The organism is Paraburkholderia sp. GAS82 (genome assembly GCF_050436285.1).
Classification (GTDB): domain Bacteria; phylum Pseudomonadota; class Gammaproteobacteria; order Burkholderiales; family Burkholderiaceae; genus Paraburkholderia; species Paraburkholderia phenazinium_B.
Genome location: NZ_JBNDLX010000007.1, coordinates 82,347 through 101,665, shown reverse-complemented (window position 1 = coordinate 101,665; position 19,319 = coordinate 82,347). Strand labels below are relative to the sequence as shown.

Here is a 19,319-nt window from a genome sequence, read left to right as displayed (position 1 = left end):
CTCAAAGCCGGTGCGCGCCGTCTGTCCCAGCGCCCGCCGCTGCCAGCACGATGGCATTGAACGCCTCTGGCGCTTCGAGTTTCGGCATGTGGCCGATCGCATCGAGCACATGGAGTGTCGAATGGCGAGCGGCCTCATGAATCGGCCGGGCATGCGCTTCAACCGGAGCGAGGCGGTCCAGGTTGCCGACCACGACGGAGATCGGCGCCTGGATCGAACGGACTACGGATGGCGTATACGTCGAGAAGAGCATATCCACGGCTTGCGCCCAACCTGTAGGGGTCACCGCGTCCCGCAGCCGGGATACGACCGCGCGAACCAGGGGGTCGGCGTTTGGAGCGAGCAGAGCGTCGACTACAGCGGCGCGCGCTTCGGGCGATTGTGCCGTTGCACTTCGCATCAGAGCTTCTCGCGCCGCGTCGCGCTCGGCACCGGACAGGTGTCCTCGTGCGACATTGGGAGCGCTCAGAACGATGGCACGCGTAGCCGCCGGGTAACGCGCCGCAAACGTCGCGGCGATGACGCTCCCCCATGAACTGCCTACGACGGTTGCACGCCTGACGCCTAGCGCGGACAACAGGCCCGCGAGCGCATCCGCATAGTCCGTTGCGGCCGGCGTGCTGATCGCGAAGGGACTGCTTTGCCCATAGCCGGGGGCATCCCAGGCAATCACCCGATAGTTCTTGCTCAGTGCCGCGAGCTGCGCGCGATATCCCGCCGAGCTCGAACCAATGCCATGCAGCAGCAGGATGGCGGGCGCCTTCGCGTCGCCGGTAGCCCGATATGTGATCACTCGTTTGTCCCCGAGTGTTGGGAGGTTCAATGTGGCTTCCTCGATGGCGGGCAGCGGGGATTCAAGAAGATGGGTGTCTGTTTCAGTCATGATTAGGAGTCCAGCCGATATATCAGTCGCTTCAATCATGGAAAAAGCCGGTTCACGCCTCTTTCAACGCAGCGGAGATCTCGCGCGCGGCGGCCCCGAGGGCTTCTGCACAAGGACTGTCGGGCGCAGCATCGAACTGCTCGGCTGGGCCGATCGCCGTCAGTGCCAGCACGGCCAGTCCGCCTGGAGAAAGAATCGGCACGCTGATGGCGTTGGCGAGTGTCCGGTCGTCATAAAACGGCCCGGGGCGCCTCGTCGCGACATGTGAGGCCCTTACGGATTCCAGTTCACGTGCAAGTGACTCCGCGGTGAGGGGCGGTTCGCCAGAGGCTTGTCGCGCGTTATCACGCAGTTCTGCGGTCACGAATCGATCGACCGCCTCGGGCGGAAGGAAGGCCGCGAGAGCCAACCCCGAAGCGGAGGATGTCACCGGTAGCACAAGTCCCAGCGGCAGATCGGCGGCCACGGGCGTGGTGGCGGCCTGCCACGCGATCACCGTGGGACCGTGATTGCCCCACGCTACCAGCGCAAGGGTCTTGTCGAGTGTCTGCGCGAGCCGCAACATGGCGCGGCTCGCCAGCCGGACAGCATGGGGCTGCGATTTCATCGCGCCTTTCGTGCCGACTGGCGCCACGCCAAGGTCGTGCGGGTCGGCGACCAGATACTGCCCGCCACCGAATACCAGTGGCCGTCTCGTACTCTGGCGGATGCTATCCACCGAGCCCACATAAATCACATGATCTCCGCCGGGATAGCGGGAGACCACCTCGCACTCCAGCCATGCGCTGCAATCACGCAGCAGCGGCAACCCGTCGACGCCAAGGTCATGGTCGATGCCGGAGAATTTGTCCGGTGACCGGGTCGCAAAGTGATTGGCAAGGTCGTATTGGTGCTCAGCCAGGATGTTGATGGTGAATCTCTGGGCATCTTTGAACGCCGAATGGCTTCCCGCAGATGTCGCCTGACTCCATAAAACTAGAGGCGGATCCAGCGATACCGAGGAAAACGAATTGGCAGTGAGGCCGTGCATACGTCCCTCGGCGTCGACGGTGGTGACCACCGTGACACCGGTTACGAAAGACCCCAGTACGTCTCTCAACTGACGTTTGTCGAACGTCCTGACTGCAGGACGTTCCTTGTCTGACGAAGTACCTCCAGTCATGACAGAACCTTTTGCGACTCGCCGAACGCCGGCATGACAGACTCGTGGAACAGGCCGATAGACGTCTTTGCTTCGGATACCGACATGTCCCCGAACATGAATGTGCCGATGAGGTAGTTGAACCCCCCGTCGTGCGCCTGCGCCAGCAGTTTTTCACGGACGGCTTCCGGCCGGCCCACGACGGCGAGGCCCGATTCCACGAGCGGCTCTATTGTCGGCGGAAGCTTCTGGTTGACCGGTTCCGTCCCGTGCTTCTTCCAGAGTTTGAAAAAGTTCGGATAGAACACCGACCATGCCCGCGAGGCAATTTCCATCGCCTCCTGATCCGTTTCCGCGACGACGATATAGCGATTCACGCCGATGAGCGGCTCAGCGACAGACGGGTGCCGTTTTGCAAATTCTTCGTGATATCGGTCGGTGATGGCTCGGACCCGCTGGATCGGACCGCCGCATACGATGTTCATCTTCTCCTGGGCCGGCCATACCGTCGATTCCGGCGATGCCAGCGCGTACCAGGTCGGAGGGGGCGTCTGCAGCGGCTTGAGTTCGACCGGCATGTCGTTGAATTGCCAGAACGTCCCTTCGTAGTTGAGGGTGTCCGAGCTGAGATAGCGCTTGATGATTTCATACGACTCGACGTATCTGGCTTGCGCTGTGGCTGGATCGATCCCGAGCGCCTCGATCTCGTGGGGCGAGGCGCCTCGGCCTACGCCATACTCCAGGCGGCCGCCGCTCAGATTGTCGAGCATGCAGATTTCTTCCGCGAGACGCACGGGGTGATGGATCGGAAGAATGTAGACCAGCGGAGACAGGCGCAGTCTTTCCGTGCGCTGCGCGGCAGCGGCGAGAAACACGCTTTGCGACGGGCAGGCACTCAGCGTGGTCGCATGGTGTTCCGACATGTGATAGCAATGGAAGCCAAGCCTGTCATAAAGCTCGATAATCTGCATTCTATCTTCGTACTGCTTATGAATTGGCAGACCATTGCGATCATTTTGATCAAAGATGCCGAATTTCATCGATTTTCCAGTAAGGTGAGAAATGAGTGATCTTCTGACTTAGCGGGTCGAAGACTTGCTGAATATTTGGAAGATGTTCTCTTCCGGATCCTTGTAAGTGGTAACGACGCCGTGCGTGCCCATGTCGCGCTGTGCGAGTAGCTGGCCACCCGCAGACACGATTTTCTGCCTGACTTCGTCTTGGGCCGCGCTGGCGATCTGAAAGACGGGGACGGCTCCGACGGTTCCTTCAGCCGCTTCCTCTGGCGAACTCAGGGCAAATGCACCGCGTTGCAGGCGGAATTGAGTCCATTTGTTCTCATCGCGGAACTGGACAGGCATCCCCAGCGCCGATACATAGAAATCTTCCAGCTGGCCTATATCCTTCGCGACGAAATAGACGGTTTGTATATCAACTTCTGCCATGGCAGCGCTCCGGCAAATGATGGTAACGGAATTGATGTGGGTTCCTGACCGGGGAGCGTCACGCGGTGCGTTGCTCTTGCAGGCCAAGCTCTTCGCTCATGATTTGCCGGATCAGGTACTTCTGAATTTTTCCCGTCACGGTGGTCGGAAACGAGTCGACAAAGCGGATGTATTTGGGAACCTTGTAGTGCGCTATCCGGCCCTGACAAAAGGCGCGGACAGCGTCGTCGTCGAGAGCCGCGCCCGGTCGGACGACGATCCACGCGCATAGTTCTTCGCCGAATTGTTTGTCCGGTACGCCGACCACCTGCACGTCGAGAACGTTTGGGCACGTGTACAGGAACTCTTCAATTTCCCGGGGATAAAGGTTTTCGCCGCCGCGAATGACCATGTCCTTGATGCGCCCGACGATATTCACGTAGCCGTGCGCATCTATTGTGGCGAGATCGCCCGTGTGCATAAAGCCGTCTGCGTCGATGGCCTCGCGCGTGCGCTCGGGCTGGTTCCAGTAACCGAGCATGACGGAGTAACCACGTGTGCAGAGCTCACCGGGCTGACCGCGCTCCACGGTCTGGCCGGTCAGCGGATCGACAATCTTTACTTCGAGGTGAGGCAACACCTGGCCGACCGTGGACACCCGTTTCTCCACCGGGGTATCCGTCGTGCTTTGGCAACTCACAGGACTCGTTTCCGTCATGCCGTAAGCGATGGTGATCTCAGACAGATGCATGTCGCCGACAACCCGCCTCATGATTTCGATCGGGCAAGGCGAACCGGCCATGATGCCGGTACGCAAGCTGCTCATATCGAACTGCGCAAAGCGCGGATGATTGAGCGCAGCGATGAACATGGTCGGCACCCCGTACAGGGCAGTGCATTTTTCTGCCTGGACGGTCTCCAGAACGGCTTCTGCGTCGAAGCGCTCGGCGGGGTAGACGATCGTCGAGCCATGGGTCAGGCACGCGAGGTTGCCCATGACCATACCGAAGCAGTGGTACATCGGAACCGGAACGCATACGCGATCCTCGTGGCTGAGCTTCATGCACTCGCCTACGAAGAAACCGTTGTTCAGGATGTTGCGATGACTCAGCGTGGCGGCTTTGGGAAGGCCCGTCGTTCCGCTGGTGAACTGGATGTTGACGGCATCGTCCGGGCGCACTTCACGGCGTGCGTCGCGAAGCGATGCGCTGTCTGCAGGGGCGCAGCTGAGCAGCTCGGAGAAGCGTTGTGCGCCGGCTTCGTCGGGGCAGTCGGCGTCGTCTATCCACCATATCGTCTCGAGGGTCGGCAGCCGCGTTTTTCCCAGTTCCCGCAGCATGTTCAGATACTCGCTCGACCGGTAGCGGACCATCGTCACGATGGCCTTGCATCCCACCAGGTTGAGTGCATGCTCCAGCTCCGAAGTCCGATAGGCCGGGTTGATGTTGACGAGTATCAGTCCGGCCTTGGCGGTGGCTAACTGCAACAGCAGCCACGCGACATTCGTGTGAGACCAGATTCCGATCCGGTCGCCGGGCACGAACCCTGAATCGAGAAGTGCGGCCGCAAGCCGGTCCGATCTTTCACGAAGCTCGCCGTAGGTGAGTCGGACTCCTTCATGCCGGCTGACTACCGCAATGCGGTCGCCCATATTGCCGGCGACCTCGTCGAATGCATCGCCAATGGTCTTGTCGATCAGTTCAGGGAAACGTGTTCCGCGCTCATGTGAAAGCGTGTTCATCGGTGTCTTCCGTGCAATGGGCTTGCCTGATGGCTCATTTGCCGAGAAACACGACCGGAGCCGGTTCCTCGCCACGAGCGACGGCTTCCGCACGGGCGGTACGCCCTTTCCTGGCGTCTTCCGTTGTGTGCAGCCCCATGGTGAGGTCGAGGGTCAGCACGTCGGCACCAGGCACGCCGCCGCCCGACCATGCCTTGAGGAGGGCGCGAATGGCGCCGTACGACCGCGTGGGCCCGTTGGCAAGCCGGGTGGCGAGATCCCCGGCAACACGCTCGACCTGATCTTCGTCGACCACGAAAGCGGCAACACCGAGCTGACCGGCGGTCGTACCGGACATGGATTCGCTCAGCATCGCGTAGCGCGCTGCATACGCGCGGCCCACTCTTTCCGCCAGACGCTGCACGCCGCCCGCGACAGGGGCCGAGCCCACCGATGCTTCAATGCAGCGGAAGGTGGCGTTCCCCGCGGCGACGATGAAGTCGCAAGCAAGCGCCAGTTCGAATGCGCCACCGAATGCCGCGCCGCGCACGGCGGCAATCGTCGGAATCTGGAGGCCTTCGATGGATCGATACGTATGGTGAATCTGCGCTATGAAGGTCCGCCAGTCATCGAAACCTTTGTCGATGAAATCGAGGACGTCGCCACCCTTGCTGAAATCTGGGCCCTCTGCACGGATCAGGAGCGCACGGATATCGGCCTTGCTGGCTTCGCGCACGGAGGTTTCGAGGGAGTCTGCGAAATCAGCCGCGATGAGATTCGAGGGAGGGTTGGCCAATACGATATGGCCTACGTTCTGACGACGTTCAAAGTAGATGCTTTTCATTGAAAGGAATCCTTAATAAATGATGGCGATCGTAAAAGCCTTGATGTCTCCTGCCAGATCAGGTGCATGTATTCAACAATAGTGAACGCATGCATCATTGTTGTATAGTAGGTCGACGGCGGAGGCGTGTCAACCCATTTGCCGAGGATGGTTTACGTGGGGGTGGAGTACCGCTGAGGCGTGCAGAAGCCAGTCATGCAGCGATATTTGCTTGAGCGCTGCAAACTGGACGAAATGGAGAACAGGAGATGAGGCTGGCGGGAAAGACGTTGAGAGCTTTCGTCAGACCTCGATTGAGCACCTGGCCGTGGTACCGGTCAGGTGCGACGCGCGATGTTCAATCAGTCGGGCCTTCGACAACGAACGCTTCGACGGCAATACCCGCGGCTTCCGGGGCCTGGTGTTCAAGCCCCAGCCCACCTTTCTTTCTACGCTTGGCGTCGTACATCGCGTTATCCGCCAGACGGAGTACTGCGTCGATATCGGTGTCCTCTGTCGTTACAGTCGCCATGCCAACGCTTGCCCCTACGGTAATCGCGAGACCCGGCGCGATCTCGAACGGCTGCTCGATTGCGCGTGCAACAGCTGCTGCCATTTCTTGCGATGTATGGCCGTCCACGATCCTGTCAACGATGACAAATTCGTCGCCGCCCATACGCGCAACCAGCGCATGCGGACTTCCGAGTGCGCGCAGACGCGTCGCAACCTGAATCAGCAGCATGTCGCCAGCCTCGTGGCCGTAGGCATCGTTGACCGGCTTGAAGCCATCGAGGTCGAGATAAAGAAGCGTCATACCCGCCGTGACGGGCGGTGTGCCACGCGGCCCGACAGCCTTGAAGAGACCTTCGCGGTTAAGTAGTCCGGTGAGTCCATCGTGACGCGCACGGTGACTGTTCTCGCGTTCGGCTTTCATCGTCGAAATGAGCATGCCGTTCAGCCGCTGCGCGGCAACACTCATCGCAAACATGTAGAAGGGGATCTGCAGCAGCGTCAGAAGAAGGACCGGTTCGCGAGCGAGTAGCGCGCCGATGCAGCACGGTCCGAGCGAACAGAAGATCATCACCGCAACGAGCCGCGGTGCGGCGAAATTACGGAAACAGATCCCGCCGACCATCGCAGCTGCGGAAAGGAATGACAGTGTCGCGGCAACCCAGTCGCCGCTGATCGCGCTGACAAACGCGCCATAGCCGACCGTGGCGCCCCACAGCGGCGCCAGCAGGATGTAGAGGTCGGTGGGCGTTTCCTTGGCCTGCGCGGCCCGCCGCCGCGAAAAGAAAAGTACACACAGGCGGGTTGCGCAGACCAGTATTTCCGCCGCGAGCCACAACTGGAAGGGCAACGTTGGGTGTCGATAGGCAAGCGCCCATGCGACCGCGATCGTGTTGGAAACGCCGCCGAAGAAGATGGGGAGTGTTCCGAACAGCGTGCCGACCAGTGCGACGCGTATCTCGTGTGGTGTTTCCTGACCGGGCGCTACGAGCCACTTTGCCAGCCGACCGCGCGGCAATGAATAGATTTGTTGAGTGTTTTTCATTGGCAGCACCTTTATGCGGGCCAATGCCCGCCCCCGTTTGCGGATGACGATCTCAAGGGGCTATAGGTGCCGGTAACCAGACGCATTGGCTAAAGACGATGTTTCCCCGAACGCGCTGGCTCATCTTTATCCGGGCGCCTGGTCATGTGCTGACCGGAAAGGCCTTGGGTCGTGTCGTTCCACGAGGCAGTCTATCAGAGCGTCCTAAGACCGCTGACGAAGCCGGCCGTAAACTTCCCTGAATCCCGCAGCTCTCCACATACCGCGAACAACTTGCGGGTGCCGACCCGCTGACATCCACAGACCGATCGCACGCGGCAAGGCATATACAAGCGGAAGCGATTTTGCGCTATTGCATTTGTACTCGTAAAAGTGCAAAAATGCAGTCATGGACATCCTCCACGCCCCCACCACAGCCAGGTTGCTCACCTCGCAGTCCTCCTTTCGTTTCGTCGATCTTCACGGACTATTCGGCGATACCCTCTGGCGCCTGCCAGTCGTGCTGCGCGTACTCCTCGAAAATGTGGTGCGCAACGCCGTCGGCGAGGAGCGTCGCGCGGCGGTCGAAGGTATTCTTGCGTGGCTCGCGCGCGGCACGAGTGAGGTGGAAATCGCTTTTCAGCCGAACCGGGTACTGATGCACGACACCACCAGCACGCCGGCGCTCGTGGACATTGCCGCCATGCGCGATGCCGTGGCAGAAGCCGGAGCGGACCCGACGGCATTGAACCCTGTCCTGCCGGTCGATTCATCGGTCGACCACTCGCTCGCGGTCGAATTTTTCGCTGTTCCCGATGCGGCCGGACAGAACCTGAAGCTTGAACTTCGCCGTAATCGGGAGCGGTACGGATTCCTCCGCTGGGCCTCAAGGGCGCTGCGCGGCGTAACGATCCACCCGCCTGGCACGGGCATCATGCACACCATCAACCTGGAACAACTGGCGACAGTGGTAACGGTGCAGGAGCGCGATGGCGAGCAATGGGCGGTGCCCGACACGCTCATCGGAACTGACAGCCATACGCCGATGGTCAACGGCATCGGCGTGCTTGGCTGGGGAGTGGGAGGACTCGAGGCACAGACCGTGATGTTCGGCATGCCGGTTATGCAGCGCATTCCAGATGTGATTGGCGTTCGGCTCACGGGCGCGTTAAAGCCGGGCATATTTGCGACGGATCTGGCGCTGACCGTGACGCAGCGGCTGCGGCAGATTGGCGTATCGGGCGAGTTCGTCGAGTTTTTCGGCGCGGGCGTCGCGACGCTCAGCGCGGGCGAACGCTCGGTCGTCGCCAACATGGCACCGGAGTATGGCGCATCGACAGGCTTTTTCCCGGTCGACGCAGCGACCCTCGATTACCTGCGCACCACACATCGTTCGCCGGCAGCGGTCGAACTTGTCGAAGCATTCACGAAACGTGTGGGTCTGTGGTTCGACCCGTCGGCCGAACCGAAGTACACGCGCACCATCGAAATCGATCTTGATTCGATCGGCATGCACATTGCCGGTCCGCGTCGCCCGCAAGACCTGCTCGATTATTCGCAAATGCCCGCCGTACTCGCGAAGCTGGGCTTCGAGCCCGCTACGGCGAATCCGCCGTTGCCGAAGCATCCAGTCGCGATTGCCGCGATCACGAGTTGTACCAACACCTCTGATCCGGCGTTGCTGATCGCGGCAGGCCTCGTTGCACGCAAGGCGCGCGCGTTCGGGCTGACGGTTCCAGCCTGGGTCAAGACATCGTTGGGGCCCGGCTCGCCTGCTGCGGCTTCCTATCTGCAGCGGGCCGGCGTGCTGGACGATCTTTCCGCGCTGGGTTTCGATATCGTCGGCTATGGCTGTACCACGTGCATCGGAAACTCTGGACCGCTAACCAAGCCCATTCGCGACGGCATGGCGAGCAAGGCCATCTACCCGGTCGCGATGCTTTCGGGTAACCGCAATTTTCCGGGCCGGATTCACGCCGAACTTGACCTCGCGTTCATCATGTCGCCGCTGCTCGTGGTCGGCTTCGCGCTGGCTGGCGATGCCGCGCGGGACCTGAGCCGTGAACCGTTGCACGTGACGGCGCAGGGTGCGCCGATCTTTCTCGCGGATCTATGGCCAACGCGCGAGGAAATCGCGGCACACGTAGCCGCCGCATCTGAATCCACGGACTATCCGGAGGCGTTTTCTGCGGCAAGCGCCAATCCGCAATGGCATGCGTTGCAATCGCCGGCCTCGGCCCGTTATCCATGGGACCCGAAATCGACGGCGCTGCGCCGGCCGCCGTTCGCCTCGACCAGCGAAGGCAGCCAGCTCGGACGCTACCAGGCCTATCCGCTGCTCGTGCTCGGCGACGATGTGACGACGGACCATATCTCTCCGGCGAGTGCCATCCCGCCGGATAGCTTCGTGGCAGACTACCTGGTCGAACGTGGCGACGACCGCAACGACCTGAACGTCTTCGCGTCCCGGCGCGGCAACTGGGAAGTCATGGTGCGTGCGGCGTTTTTTAACCGGACGCTTGTCAACCTGCTGAAGCCAGGTGCCCCTGTCGCCCACACGCTGCACGTGCCGACACAAGAGGTCGTGCCGATCTTCGAAGCCGCTCAACGATATCGCGACGCTGGCGACTCAGTAGTCCTGATTGCTGGAGAGCGATACGGAACGGGGTCTTCACGTGACTGGGCCGCCAAAGGTCAAAGGCTGCTTGGAATCCGCGCGGTACTGGCGGTAAGCTTCGAGCGGATCCATCGTTCCAATCTCATTGGCATGGGCATTCTGCCGCTACGCCTGCCGGCCGGAACGAATCCGGTGACGCTGGAGATACAGCCCGGCGATAGAATCGAGGTCGACGCTGCGGCCGAACTGCTGGCTCCGCGAGGTCCCGTGACGGTCCGTATCGTTCGCTTCGACGGCAGCAGCGAGACCATCATTGCGACCGCCGCCGTCGAAACAAAGCTGGAAATTGACTTGTTGCGTTCCGGTGGCGTGATTCCCTTAATCCTGAAGAAGGTCATTTCGTCGCAAAGCGCCTGACACATACGCGGGATGCTGGCGGCAACGGAAATCAGAACGCTCATGAACACCGACAGGTCCATTGCGAGTCAGATAGTCGAGCTGATCCAGACGGAAGGCCTCGAAACAGGCAGCCATTTGCCTGCGCAGATGCTCGCCGACCGCCTGCGTGTGTCACGTTCGCCAGTGAACGAGGCCTTGGCGCTACTGCATGAGAAAGGGATCGTCAGACGCGAGCGCAATCGCGGGTTTTTTGTCGCGCAGGCGGTTACCGGGTCGCTCGCGGACGTTGTTGGCCAGTTGGGATTGCCAGAGTCCGATGTGGTGACGAGCACGTACTTCCGTATCGCCGATGACCGCCTCAAAGGTTTGCTACCCGATGACTTCACGGAACTGTTGATCAAGAACCGTTACGAGCTGACCAACGCACAACTCAACGCGGTGCTTGGCCGGATCGCACGGGAAGGGTGGGCCGAACGCAAACCCGGCTACGGCTGGCAATTTTCGAGCATGTTGACCACGCCGGACAGCCTGCTGCAATCTTATCGCTTGCGCATCGCACTGGAGCCTGCCGCGTTGCTCGAACCAGGCTACTGGCTGGATCCGAAAATCATCGAACGCTGCCGCGCAGCGGAACACCATTTGTTGGCTGGCGGAATCGAAACCGACACCGCCGATCAGATTCACGATCGTGGCGTGCGCTTCCATGAGTCGCTCGTGGAAGCGGCAGGCAACTCGTTCTTCATCGACACGATCAGGCGCGTCAATCGTGTGCGCCGTCTTCTCTCTTACCGCTCGACGCAGAACCGCGCCCGATATGTCGAGCATTGCAAGCAGCATCTTCACATCCTCGCGTTGCTGGAGCAGGAGCGAAACGACGAGGCGTCGGAGGCATTGCGCGAGCATCTTCGTCATACGCTCGAGGCGTTGTCCAGAATCAGCAGCATTCTTGAGCCGTAAGCGAGACGTTCGGTGTACACATCTATCAATTGATCGTGCCTTTCCTGGTCCCCACCTTGTAAAGTCGCCCCGGACATCGCGGACCGGCCTTAGCTAGACCTCACCCGCGCGCGATCAGCGGTACGCCGGCTTCGGCCGCCACCTTGTCGAGTCCCGCGACGGTGTCCGCAGGCAACACGATGCCTTCGTTGCTCTGCTGTTCGTGAGCACGTGCCTCCTTCTCGCCGGGATAGAACACCTCATCGACACCTTCGGCAAGCGGCACCGATTTCAGCATTTCAATGTAGCGCTCCATGCGCGCGTTGAATACCTCGAGCGGCTGGAAGGCGGCCACGTTGAGCGCGATCATCAGATGCCCGGCGCGGCTGCGATTGACCGGATCGTAGGGGCCGTGCACTTCGTCCATGAAACCGCTGCCCGACAGCACACCCGACAGCACATCGACGATGGTGCCGATCGCATAGCCCTTATGGCCCGCCATCGGCAGGATAAAGCCCTTGAGCGCCTCTTCCGGATCCGTGGTCGGACGGCCCCTGGAGTCGATAGCCCAGCCGAGCGGAATCTCTTCGTGACGGGTTTGCGCGAGAAAGATCTTGCCGCGCGCGACGCCCGAGTTGGCGACATCCATGATCAGCGGCGCGTGACGGCCGGCCGGCACGGCCACCGACCACGGGTTGGTGCCGATCATCTTCTTCAGGCCGCCCCAGGGCGCCATGTTCGGGCCGCCGTTGGTCGTGGCGAGCATGATGCAACCCTGTTCGGCGGCCATGCGCGTGAAGTACATGCAGGTGCCGAAGTGGTTCGAGTTGCGCACCGACACCGCGCCAATACCGTGCGCTCTGGCACGCCTGATTGCGTCTAGCGCCGCGTGTTTCGCGACCACCGGTCCGATGCTGTCGCCGCCATCCATCACGGCGATCGCACCGGCGTCTACCGGGAAGCTCAGATTGGTCTGCGAGCGCATCGCGCCCGAGCGCAGGCGTGCGTAGTACCAGCCGAGACGCAGCACGCCATGCGACTGGTGGCCCCAGAGGTCGGCCTGGACCATCGCATCGGCGGCGACGTAGGCGTCTTCGGCGGTGGCGCCGGTGGTTTCGTAGACGGCGCAGACGAAGTCCCGCAATGTATCGGGATCGACGCGCTGGAACTCTTGGGTGTCGGTGATGCTCACTTGGCAAATCTCCTTTGGTCAAACTTCATGGCGCGGGTGGGTGGCCGACCAGGCAAGTCTTGGCGCAAACTTTGGTCTCGGCAACCTGGCAATTAGTTGGTAGCTCGTGAAATTTTATATCCATCGGGAGACCAACATCCTTGCCCTCAATGCAGAAGCCGAAGCTGTGCCCGCTCGCGCGCGCACAGCTTCGGCTTCTCGGACATGGTTCACACGTCCATCCTGCCGAAGTCCCAATCATTTCTTCTTCGGCACCATGGCCTCAGCGGTATTTCCCAGTACACGCATGGGCACATAATCGGCACTGTGCTCGCTGCAGGCAACCGCATAGAGGGCCCGAAAGACGTCGTCATTCGATACGTCGTAGTCCAAAGTTGCAGCTTCGATCATCAGCCGTTCCAGTAGGGAAACGATTGCACTCCGTTGCTGTTGGCGTGCCCCTAAAACGCCCAGGTCGATTTTCGCTGTAGTCAATCTTGTGTTGATCGAGGCAAGATCGATTACAAAATTCGCCGGTGCACCTCCATGCAGATCAGCGATCCTCTTTGCCTCGGCTACCATATGCTGAAGTTCCGGCTGTGACTGAGGCACTGTCATCAAAAGTTTGTGTTCCATAAAAGTCCTCACTGGTTGGTTGATACGGGGGGAGTGATACAAGCCGTATTGCCATTCACTGCGTCTTGCCGCGCGGCGCCTTGGCTTCCGGTTGCGCCGAGCCGCCGGGGGCATCGTCCACACTCGTGCGCAACCACTGAACCCACGCCGGGAGTACTCCGCTACCGGTTCTCGCGAGATCGGTAACGTAGTCTTTCAGCGCGTTCTGCAGAGCACTGCCCATTTCCACCGTGGCAAGGCTGATATCGTTCGCGTCGCGTGCCGAGCTCGCGGCCTGCATGTATGAGGCCATGCTTTCGACAAAGGCCGCTACGCACCGGCTGTTGGCCTGCCCTATACGCCCCACGACATCGGCGTCGATTCCATGCAGACTGCGCAACGACTGTGCTGTGCGCGCGAGATCGAGCTTGTCGCGCAGCCCATGCCAGAGATCTTCGGCCTTTGCATCGCGTTCATCCGAGAGTTGCGAGAACGTCTTCAGCGAATGACTGGCAAGCGTTCGCCACTGTGCGGGGTCACTGCTCGTAGGCCAGGACCTGGACGCTTCGGCAAAGAGCGCGTAGGTTTGGGCCAGCAGGTCTAATTGCATGCGGTTCGTGTTGCTCCAGGGTGCAAACAGGGCGGAATACATAAGGGCTCCTTTGTTTTCGGTAAGTGTTATTGACGCGGCGCGCCGAGGTGTTGAACCATCCGCATGACCGCCGCGATCTGTGGTGCCTCGCGTGAATAGAAGTCGGGCTTACGCGTGCTTTCGCCGGTGTATCCCCAGAAGTCCCAGCACCCCTGTGGATTGCGCGAAGACGTATCGACTTGCGGATACAGCACGATGATGTGGTTCGTATCCGCCATCTCGTTGTAGCCCGTGCCACGCACGTACCGGTCACCAATGGCTTGCGCGTCCTGCAGGCAGCCGTGGAAGACGACATGGACCCGGCATGTGTCCGTATCGCAAGCTGAAGGTATGTACACGTAGCCGGTCTGACTAAGCGTTGCACGATGGCCAGGATCGAAATCCGCCTGATCGAACGGAAGCAGACGGCCGGTGGCCCCTGCGGATGGCGGATTCAGGTTCCCGTAGATCCAGCGCAGGATCTGATGCGATTGTTCGAAACCGCAATTGTTGATGTACGGACCGGCAGAGACGCCGCAATTCGCGTCTGTGCTCCTGTCTGTAATGAACGCGTGCCCGGCGGGAATGTCATGCTGATACTGGATATTTTCTGGCGGAACCTGCGCCAGCGCGAAGAACGCCGCGGTTTGATCGACGACGCGGCGATCCACGGTCTTGTCCATGGATCCGCTAAAGACGTAGATGCGCTGACGCGCGAGCCCGTGCGGATCGTCGATGAGGCCATCGCGGGCAAACGTTCGCGCGGCTTGCAACGCGTCGCTCGCCTGCGGACCGGAATCGCCAAGCGGCTCCATACATTGCGTCTGTGCCGCGAGAAAGGGGGAGGTCGGCGCAAAGAGCCCCGCACAATAGTACGGGCCTCCTGCGACGATGCCTGCACCGACGATTTCGTTCGAAAATGCCACGTCGAACTGGACGGCCATGAATGCGCCCGATGAAAGTCCGGACACCGAGGTCTGGGTAAGATCCGCTCCGTAGCTGGGCAGCGGCGCAGTCGAATCCGCGGCATATCCAATTGACGCTAGCGGTATGAGGGCGGCACATAGCCACGCCAGACGCGAGGCGGATCGTGGTAATAGGCGTTTCATCGCTACTCCTTGTAGTTTCTGGTAGTGGTGGCTTGTCAGTACGGTGTTTCAAGCCGGTTGGATGTGGCCGTCACACTCGAGCGGTATGCCGTCCGTGACGTCGAGCTCTCGGGTGGATACGCCCCGTAGCGCGTTTTGCTGCAGGATCAATTTGCCCGCCACCACCTCCGACGGCGCAATGCCACGCAGTCTGGCGTAGTCCAGCGTTGCGTCTTCCGTGAAGCGGTGCTTCTCATCCGGATAGGGATGGCTTTCCGGAAGCCGCCTGAAATAGGTGATGCGGCTCAGGTCTCCGCTCGACATCGTCTGCACCAGATAGCAAGTCATCCCGCCCCCGTTGCGTTGAGTGGCTGCCACGCTCGAAACGTCGATTGACCGGAGCGGACCTCCCGACTGCGAAGGCCCAACCGGTTGTGAATCATTCTGCGCAACTGGACCTAACCGGCGCCATACGGCAAATGCGGTAGTCGTTCATGTTTGAGAGCGCTGATGTCGCGGTTCGGGATTTCATTCCAGCGGACCTGCAAGATCGATCCAGTGCGATGTGGCTGCCTTGAAGACAAGCTCGCAGACGTTATGCGTGCCGGTCTTCCGGAGCAGATTGGTGCGGTGTTTGCGGGCGGTTTGATCGCTAATGTCGAGAGACCTTGCGACCTCTTTGTCGCTTAAGCCCCTGGCCAGTTGCTGCAAAACGTCCCGTTCACGCGGTGAGCAGGGGGAAGGAATAGGGATTATTAAGTTTTTTTAAGCAAATCAGGTTGATCTGATAAATATTGCGCGACCAGATGAACAGATTTGGTTACTGAAAATTTCAGAAGCAGATTTTCGCGGTGTTTGCGTGCGGTAGAAACGGCGAATGCTAATTGCATAGCAATCTGCCGATCAGTGAATCCCTGTGCAATAAGCGCGAGCACGTCCTTTTCCCGAAGGGTAAGTCCCATGGAGGTCTCCTGGCGACCCGGAATTTCAGTTCCGGTGCAGGAGTGGCAGCCGCATGTTTACCGCGTCGGGAATGCCCCCGTAACAACGCGTTTTATCGGACCCACAAGCGGAAACTGGATATGCCGGGTAAGGCTTTTCAGATCACAGCGTGTAAATTCGATTGCTTTGCTATTCGAGGCTGCAGCCGTTCGTTGACGGTTCGGACGTAGGCGAACGGGAATCCCAGCACAGGCGCCGGAGGCCGGCGCTCTGCGTATAGATCTATATTCATATGATATGACTAATACGTGAACGTCCATTGTCTTTTTTGACGGTTCAATTCCATGCAGTTTTGCAAAATTACAAAACGAAAAATTAAAGTAATGAAAATGAAATTTAAGTAAAAAAGACAGTGAATTCGCCAGACACTCCGTTTTTCTGCCTTATCCATCCCATACCGCATTTGCCGAATGGTTGTGTCAGAAGTGCCATCGCAGAATGGCCTGACCGGTGCACGCAAGGCTTCGCGAATTCGATCCTCGAGACGCGGGCCGATTTAAAAAGGCCCGGGATGAGAGCGCTGAAGGAGACATGCATCGGCTCCGCCGCGCATTGGGAATATGGATAACCAAGGATATGAAATGAGCTATCAACCTGCGTTTCACGCTTATGGAAATGTGCTGCCGCTTTCAGTGCATCCGCAATGGCTTCTGCATCCGCAAAGCGGACTGCCCGACGCGTTGGCGGCGGCAGCGCCTGACGCCCTGCACGCTGTCGGCACTCACTTCGGCTATCCCACCACGGGACTCGTGGCGGGGCATGCGCTTGCCGGCGCCGTACGCCACATTCCGTTTCCGCAGCCGCCTGCGCATCCGGGCCCGATCGGCGCGGTCGTTCATACCGTGGCGCCTCCCGTTTTCTCGACGATCGGCGCTGCAGTGGGCTATCCGAACGCGGGTCAGCATCTCGGCAACATCGTCAGTGAGGCTGCGCGGTATTCGCCTTTCTCGGCGCAACCGCAAATCGTGCTGGCGCCGCAAGGCATTCTCGGAAGTCTGATCGGCACGCTTGCACCGACGGTTGGCCATCTGGTGGGTGGACTCGTCGGTCACCCCAATGCGGGTCAGCAGATCGGCTCGGTCGCGGGGAATGTGGCCAGTCTGTTGCCGTTCTCTGCCCAACCGCAGGTGACGCTCGCTCCGCAAGGGATTCTCGGCAGTCTGATCGGTACGCTTGCGCCGACGGTCGGTCAGGTGGTGGGTGGCCTCGTCGGTCATCCGAACGCCGGTCAGCAGATCGGCTCGGTCGCGGGGCATGTGGCCAGCCTGCTGCCGTTCTCTGCCCAGCCGCAAGTGACGCTTGCTCCGCAAGGCGTATTCGGTGACCTGATCGGTGCATTGGCGCCCACGGTCGGGAACGTCGTGGGTGGCCTCGTCGGTCATCCGAACGCCGGTCAGCAGATCGGCACGGTCGCGGGACATATCGGCAGTCTGTTGCCGTTCTCGGCGCAACCGATGGTCATTTACCACTGATCGCGGCGTCCCGGATCCGGTGCGCGCCGTTAAAGGCCACCGGGTCCGGTTAGAGACGGGACAAGAGGTCGGTAGCGGCTCTTGTTTTCAAAGGGCGATTCGATTGCCGGGATCATTCCTCTATTAACTTAGGCATGCAAATTATTATGAGGTGTCGCCTTCGGCGCGGCGCCTGAATGGAGAGACACCCATGGAACAGGACAAACACTCTGGTGCGCCCAGCGCAGAGCCAGTCACGGTGGAAAACAACAAGCGTCAATACCTGATTGGATCGCGCCGCGGCGTGCTTGCGCAGCAAGCGTCAGTCCAGCCGATGTCGGCCACGGAATTGCACAGTGCGGTGACGAATCTGCCAGGCGTGGAGATCGTGCATGTGGTCACCGGTCATAAGAATTCGCACCAGAATTCGGTCCGCGCTGACGAAGCCACGCACACCTACGTGGTCAAACTCGACGCGAATCACGCGCAGGCGCTGCAGAACGTTGCGCCGCCGCACATGATCGTCGAGGAAGATCACCCGCTGGGATATGGGAGAAAGCCGGAGAGCGAAAGCACTCAGTTGCTGCATCCGCAATCCGCCTTCGACGGTCCCTTGACGCGCCAGGTGGTGATCCGCGTGATCGGGGAAGATGGGCAGCCCGTTGCAGGCGTGGCCATTGCGCTGACGGGTGACGGAAATCCGGCGAGCGGCACGACCGACGCGAGCGGAGAAGTCGCGTTGGCACTTGTCCAGTCGCAGCCGGGACCGGCGCGCTCGCTGTTTGTGCGGCCGTTGAACCGCTACTGGAACAAATACATGCTGACGCCGACCTTGTCGTCGGAGCAGGTCAACGTGGTCCAGGTCGTACCGTTATCACAGCCGAATCCCCAGGTGCCGCCGGCTGCATCCCTCGGATGGGGACAACGGTTGATGGGACTCGAAGACAACGGCCGCGAGCCGCGTGGACTTGGCGTTCGCGTGGCGATCGTCGACTCCGGCGCGGATGCCAGCCATCCGTTGCTCAGCCACATCCGCGAAGGCGTGGATTTCACCAATAGCGACGACGTCCAGACATGGAAGCGCGACACGATCGGTCACGGTTCCCATTGCGCGGGTGTGATCGGCGCGAAGGCCAGTGCGGAGGCAGACAAACAACGGCTATCGATGCGTGGCTTTGTACCCGACGCCGAGATTCACGCCCTGAAGATTTTCCCGGGCGGCCAGTTCAGCACCCTGCTCAAGGCACTGGACTACTGCATCGACCATGACATCGATGTCGTGAATCTCAGCCTGGGCGCACCGCAGACCTCCGAGGTCGTCGAACACAAGCTGATCGAGGCGGCCCAGAGTGGCGTCGCCTGCATCGTCGCTGCGGGCAACTCCGGCGGCCCGGTGCAATACCCGGCGGCCTCGCCTTATGTGCTTGCCGTATCTGCCCTGGGACTGCAAAGCGAATTGCCCCCTACGGTGTGGGAGCAGACACAGATCCTCAAACAGGCGCTCACGCGCGAAGGGCTGTTTGCGCCGACGTTCTCGTGCTTCGGCCCGCAAGTGGCCGTATGCGGACCTGGAGTCGGCATCGTATCGACAGTCCCCGGCGCGACCTTCATGCCCGATTCGGGCACGTCGATGGCGGCGCCGCATATCGCCGGGCTCGCCGCAATGCTGCTAGCCGATCCGCAGCTTTCGCAGTATCTGGGGCCGCGCGGACTGAACCGGGTGGCGTGCCTGTTCCGGCTGATCCGTATGATCAGCTCGCCGATCCTGGCGAGCGATCCTGAGAACCGTTTTGGCGCCGGATTACCCCGGTTGCAGAACCTGACCCGTCTGTTCACTCGCGGCATGTAGTTTGAGGGAGCCGCATTTTTGCAGCCGGGAGGGAG

18 protein-coding genes are annotated in these 19,319 nt (G+C 60.5%); 4 read left to right on the top strand and 14 right to left on the bottom strand.

Annotated features, from left to right (window positions below; genetic code table 11):
• Nucleotide 1: 1 nt before the first annotated feature.
• From P3T17_RS22370 to P3T17_RS22340, 7 genes are all read right to left on the bottom strand, one after another.
• Nucleotides 2-883: an alpha/beta fold hydrolase gene (locus tag P3T17_RS22370; RefSeq protein ID WP_429408929.1), complete on the bottom strand. Its 882-nt coding sequence runs from the start codon at nt 881-883 to the stop codon at nt 2-4.
• Nucleotides 884-935: 52 nt separating this feature from the next.
• On the bottom strand, nt 936-2,045 hold the full coding sequence (locus P3T17_RS22365) for a flavin reductase (protein ID WP_429408928.1): 1,110 nt from the start codon (nt 2,043-2,045) through the stop codon (nt 936-938).
• Nucleotides 2,042-3,064, bottom strand: coding sequence for an LLM class flavin-dependent oxidoreductase (locus P3T17_RS22360; RefSeq protein ID WP_074267837.1), 1,023 nt, complete (start codon nt 3,062-3,064; stop codon nt 2,042-2,044). The genes P3T17_RS22365 and P3T17_RS22360 overlap by 4 nt, the downstream gene beginning before the upstream one ends.
• Nucleotides 3,065-3,103: 39 nt before the next feature.
• Nucleotides 3,104-3,469, bottom strand: coding sequence for a VOC family protein (locus P3T17_RS22355; RefSeq protein WP_429408927.1), 366 nt, complete (start codon nt 3,467-3,469; stop codon nt 3,104-3,106).
• 58 nt (nt 3,470-3,527) lie between these two features.
• Nucleotides 3,528-5,189 carry an AMP-binding protein gene (locus tag P3T17_RS22350; protein WP_429408926.1) on the bottom strand — a complete coding sequence of 554 codons (1,662 nt, stop codon included), beginning with the start codon at nt 5,187-5,189 and terminating at the stop codon, nt 3,528-3,530.
• Between the two features lie 34 nt (nt 5,190-5,223).
• Complete coding sequence (locus P3T17_RS22345; RefSeq protein WP_429287888.1) at nt 5,224-6,012, bottom strand: enoyl-CoA hydratase/isomerase family protein; 789 nt, start codon at nt 6,010-6,012, stop codon at nt 5,224-5,226.
• A 337-nt stretch (nt 6,013-6,349) separates the two neighbouring features.
• Nucleotides 6,350-7,546, bottom strand: a complete 1,197-nt coding sequence (locus tag P3T17_RS22340) for a diguanylate cyclase domain-containing protein (protein ID WP_429408925.1) — start codon at nt 7,544-7,546, stop codon at nt 6,350-6,352.
• 388 nt (nt 7,547-7,934) lie between these two features.
• Between P3T17_RS22340 and acnA the strand changes: the two genes are divergently transcribed.
• Both acnA and P3T17_RS22330 read left to right on the top strand, forming a co-directional pair.
• Nucleotides 7,935-10,559, top strand: coding sequence for an aconitate hydratase AcnA (acnA, locus tag P3T17_RS22335; protein WP_429408924.1), 2,625 nt, complete (start codon nt 7,935-7,937; stop codon nt 10,557-10,559).
• A 42-nt stretch (nt 10,560-10,601) separates the two neighbouring features.
• Nucleotides 10,602-11,498: a GntR family transcriptional regulator gene (locus tag P3T17_RS22330; RefSeq protein WP_429408923.1), complete on the top strand. Its 897-nt coding sequence runs from the start codon at nt 10,602-10,604 to the stop codon at nt 11,496-11,498.
• A 100-nt stretch (nt 11,499-11,598) separates the two neighbouring features.
• Here P3T17_RS22330 and P3T17_RS22325 read toward each other — a convergent pair whose 3' ends face one another.
• From P3T17_RS22325 to P3T17_RS22295, 7 genes are all read right to left on the bottom strand, one after another.
• Nucleotides 11,599-12,669: an Ldh family oxidoreductase gene (locus P3T17_RS22325; RefSeq protein WP_429408922.1), complete on the bottom strand. Its 1,071-nt coding sequence runs from the start codon at nt 12,667-12,669 to the stop codon at nt 11,599-11,601.
• 237 nt (nt 12,670-12,906) lie between these two features.
• The gene (locus tag P3T17_RS22320) at nt 12,907-13,284 is read right to left on the bottom strand and encodes a hypothetical protein (protein WP_429408921.1); all 378 of its coding nucleotides are present in this window, start codon (nt 13,282-13,284) and stop codon (nt 12,907-12,909) included.
• Between the two features lie 55 nt (nt 13,285-13,339).
• A complete protein-coding gene (locus P3T17_RS22315) occupies nt 13,340-13,915 on the bottom strand; it encodes a hypothetical protein (protein ID WP_429408920.1) in 576 nt (191 codons plus the stop codon).
• A 26-nt stretch (nt 13,916-13,941) separates the two neighbouring features.
• Nucleotides 13,942-15,003: an extracellular catalytic domain type 2 short-chain-length polyhydroxyalkanoate depolymerase gene (locus P3T17_RS22310; RefSeq protein WP_429287886.1), complete on the bottom strand. Its 1,062-nt coding sequence runs from the start codon at nt 15,001-15,003 to the stop codon at nt 13,942-13,944.
• Nucleotides 15,004-15,051: 48 nt separating this feature from the next.
• Nucleotides 15,052-15,330: a hypothetical protein gene (locus P3T17_RS22305; protein WP_429408919.1), complete on the bottom strand. Its 279-nt coding sequence runs from the start codon at nt 15,328-15,330 to the stop codon at nt 15,052-15,054.
• 180 nt (nt 15,331-15,510) lie between these two features.
• The gene (locus P3T17_RS22300) at nt 15,511-15,729 is read right to left on the bottom strand and encodes a response regulator transcription factor (protein WP_429288119.1); all 219 of its coding nucleotides are present in this window, start codon (nt 15,727-15,729) and stop codon (nt 15,511-15,513) included.
• An 8-nt stretch (nt 15,730-15,737) separates the two neighbouring features.
• Nucleotides 15,738-15,944, bottom strand: a complete 207-nt coding sequence (locus tag P3T17_RS22295) for a response regulator transcription factor (RefSeq protein ID WP_074267849.1) — start codon at nt 15,942-15,944, stop codon at nt 15,738-15,740.
• A 621-nt stretch (nt 15,945-16,565) separates the two neighbouring features.
• On the opposite strand from P3T17_RS22295, the gene P3T17_RS22290 reads away from it, so the two are divergent.
• A complete protein-coding gene (locus tag P3T17_RS22290) occupies nt 16,566-17,456 on the top strand; it encodes a hypothetical protein (protein WP_429287884.1) in 891 nt (296 codons plus the stop codon).
• A 190-nt stretch (nt 17,457-17,646) separates the two neighbouring features.
• Nucleotides 17,647-19,284: a S8 family peptidase gene (locus P3T17_RS22285; protein ID WP_429408918.1), complete on the top strand. Its 1,638-nt coding sequence runs from the start codon at nt 17,647-17,649 to the stop codon at nt 19,282-19,284.
• Nucleotides 19,285-19,319: the final 35 nt, after the last annotated feature.